The organism is Arhodomonas sp. KWT (assembly GCF_010993615.1).
Genome location: NZ_WNXE01001133.1, coordinates 1 through 518, shown reverse-complemented (window position 1 = coordinate 518; position 518 = coordinate 1). Strand labels below are relative to the sequence as shown.

General features: G+C 68.1%; 1 protein-coding gene. It reads left to right on the top strand.

Annotated features, from left to right (window positions below; translation table 11 throughout):
* A partial coding sequence (gene secF / locus G7A99_RS24560; protein WP_163144689.1) for a protein translocase subunit SecF occupies window positions 1-518 on the top strand: 518 nt, incomplete at both ends.

Sequence of the window (518 nt, the reverse complement as noted above, 5' to 3'; positions counted from 1 at the left end):
AGCGAGATCGGGGACGCCGGGTTCACCAGCGCCGTGGTCCAGCATTTCGGCACCGCCAAGGACGTGCTCATCCGGGTGCCCCCGGAGGGGGCCACGGGGCAGCGTGTCGGTGACCGCATCCTCGCCGCCGCCCGCGGCGGCGACCGCCAGCCGGAGCTGCGGCGGGTGGAGTTCGTCGGGCCACAGGTGGGCGATCAGCTCAAGGAGCAGGGCGGACTGGCGATGCTCTACGCGCTCGCCGGCATTCTCGCCTACGTTGCTTTCCGCTTCGAATACCGCTTCGCCCTGGGGGCGGTGGCGGCGCTGGTGCACGACGTGACCATCACCCTGGGCTTCTTCTCGGTGACGGGCGTGGAGTTCGACCTCACGGTGCTCGCCGCGTTGCTCGCGGTGATCGGTTACTCGCTCAACGACACGATAGTGGTGTTCGATCGTATCCGGGAGAACTTCGTACGCGTACGCAAGGGCACCCCGGTGGACGTGGCGAACATGTCGCTGAACCAGACCCTCTCGCGCAC